2 protein-coding genes are annotated in these 2,812 nt (G+C 33.5%); both read right to left on the bottom strand.

Annotated features, from left to right (window positions below; translation table 11 throughout):
- A partial coding sequence (locus tag ACJJVO_RS00095) for a choice-of-anchor L domain-containing protein (RefSeq protein ID WP_405568919.1) occupies positions 1-2,139 on the bottom strand: 2,139 nt, incomplete at its 3' end.
- 282 nt (positions 2,140-2,421) lie between these two features.
- Positions 2,422-2,655, bottom strand: coding sequence for an SAP domain-containing protein (locus ACJJVO_RS00090; protein WP_405568916.1), 234 nt, complete (start codon positions 2,653-2,655; stop codon positions 2,422-2,424).
- Between the last annotated feature and the right edge of the window lie 157 nt (positions 2,656-2,812).

Raw genomic sequence — 2,812 nt, 5'->3', positions numbered from 1 at the left:
ATCTGCATCATCAAAACTTAAATGATAACTCACATTGTAATCTGATGAGGGTTGTGATCCTAAAATAATCGCAGTCTGTGACTCTAAATCGAACTCTGAAAATCCATCATTGCTCTCATCATCACATATCTCTAAATCTGAAACTGGATTGATGGTGGGTTGGCCAGCAGCAGATATTGTAAATGACACAGTATCTACACACGTTTGAGTAACGTCAGCCAATCTCGCCCAGATAGTTTGAGGACTAGATATATTAGTATAAGGAACAGGTAATGCCCCAATATTATCAATTGCATCTTGTTCCGTAAGGTGATAACTCACAGAAAAATCTAAAGGATCTTGCCCTCCTAAAATATCATCATCATTTTCTGATAAATCAAATTCTTCAATACCAGTGCCACTACAAATCAATAAATTTTGTGCAGGACTAGCAGTTGGGCTATTTCTAAATTCAATTATTATTGGATCTGCAGACCCAGTACATACACCTGCAAAATCAAAATCAGCATAATAAACACCTGGTTCGGTAACTGTAATAGTCGAAGATGTCTCTCCAGGAATTACAACATTGTCTTTATACCAAATATGAGTTGCTAATGAAAGCTCTGTATCTAAAACAATCTCTGTACCATCACATTCTGCAGTACCTGCAGCAATGGTAATATCATCACCTAAATTTCCTCCTAAATTAAAACTACCAGCTTTTATAAATACACCAGAATCAAAACTACTATCTCTATCATCTGCAATGACCAATTTTATTGTATAAACCTCACCTGGAACAACTGCGGATTGAGCTGTAAAAACAGTAGTCCTACCGTCAAATGCTATTGGAGGTCCTGAAGCAGGCGTATAAGCACCAAAATATTCTTCGTTTATACCACCACATGAAGCACCATTATTGGGATGAATATTAGTAACTAAGATAGGCGTGGTTGTATTAGGTAACACTGCTAAATTTGTCACATTACCTGAGGAATCTGTTAATAAAAATGCAAATGCATCAGAATAATTACATTCAAAAGATCCCATATCATACTCCTCCGATGCCATTAAAAAATCAAAACTAATACTATCTGCGAGTGGTGTAAATTCAAACTGTATATAAGTAGCATCATTAGAATCAACACCCAAATAAGTATCTAAATCTGTATCTCCTGCCCAAGAGCCATCACTCAAATTCGCATTATTTGGCCCTCCTGCTCTACTGGCATCACCTGTAGTAAGTAATAAACCATCTTCAAAAGGAAAATCAATTCCATTACTAAAAAAATAACCTATACCATTAGGTAATGTTGCATTGATAGTTGAACCTGTGGAAGCAACAATATTAGATACTGAAGCACATGGACTATCTACTAAAACATCTTGAATTAGTTGCTCTGGAGTAAAAGTTTCTTGATCTATAACAACATTAGGCCCTAAAACAAAAACTGTAATTGTTGTTGTATCTGAACAGCCTTGTGGATTATTATCTAATACCGTTAAGGTCACAGTATACGTACCTGCAGTATTAAAAGTATGAGTGACATCAGCGCCTGTAGCTAAAGTAGAATCTCCAAAATTCCAATTATATGTTGCATCTGTATCATCAACTGAAAACGTAGCACTACCAGAAAAATCGACAGAATCACCAGGTAAAATGCCAATTACACCTGAAGCATTAGGAGCAGGATTTGAGTTACTTATGGATGCAACAATATCCTGACACGGAGTTGCACATAAAATATCTGCTTCCCATCCATCAATATTTCCACTACCACTAGAAATAAATTCTACTGTTAAACAACCAGAGATATTAGCATCTGTAGCAGAAACAGCACCTACATTGACTGGCCCTTGATAACTACCTATCAATGGAGCCGTTACATCATCACCATCATAAATATTCATAACGTCTGGCTGTGCACCTAACTGTGTAGTGAAAGATGTAAAGTTAAGAATAATGAACTCATCAGCGTTTTGTGGACAAATCGTAGTTACAAGATTTTCATCATTTTCGTAATTTCCAAATTCACCACCAGAATCATAAAATTTATCAGGAGCACATCGTGTAAAAGAGCCATTCTCCATCAATATATCTTGTGAGAAACTAAACGATGATATAATTAATGTAAGAATATATAAAGTTTTTTTCATAGCTAATTTTCAATTAAATAATTCTTTTTCTTTTTGAGTGGTAGAAAAACTTTTTTTATTAAAATGGAAATTTAATGAAAATACATGAATCAACATACATTTTTCAAATGAGAAGCCTATTATTCATGTTTAAAAACATAAAAAGGCAATATTTACGCATTCAACTATAATAATGAATAAAGGTTCACAAAAAAATGATTGCGTTTGCTATAATCACTCATGTTAGAATTTACAAGTTCTCAAAAAAAACCTATAGCTCATCTAATTATCTATTTTAAATATTTATGAGATTTTCTTTATTGTTCTACGCTTGTTTTTAAGAGAATTAGATTTTGCTTTATCTACAATTTTTTTGTCTAGAAAATTTTTAATTCTTTGTATTAACTGAATTTTACTCCCTTGAGTAGAGAGCTCATTAGCTTTGCAAAATTCAATTAACTCAAATTTTAACCAATAAGAACAGTTAATACTGTTTTTAGAAACCTTATTTTCTGCTTGTTGTGTTTGATGAAACATAATCTTAACTAAACAATTTTAATTTTTTACTTCTTACTCTGTCATTGGCGCACCGCTAACAATAAGGAATTCAGAGCGTCTATTTTCAGCATGTTGTTCTTTAGTACAACCAGCTGAACAATCTATTTTAGGTTCAGATTCCCCTTTACCCGTTCCA

The organism is Winogradskyella sp. Asnod2-B02-A (assembly GCF_045063645.1).
Lineage (GTDB): Bacteria > Bacteroidota > Bacteroidia > Flavobacteriales > Flavobacteriaceae > Winogradskyella.
The sequence above is the reverse complement of the archived record's forward strand: the minus strand, read 5'-3'. Positions and strand labels throughout refer to the sequence as shown.

Coding starts and splice junctions, on each gene's coding strand:
- ACJJVO_RS00090 (WP_405568916.1), bottom strand. CDS start 2,655: ATGTTTCATCAAACACAACAAGCAGAAAATAAGGTTTCTAAAAACAGT.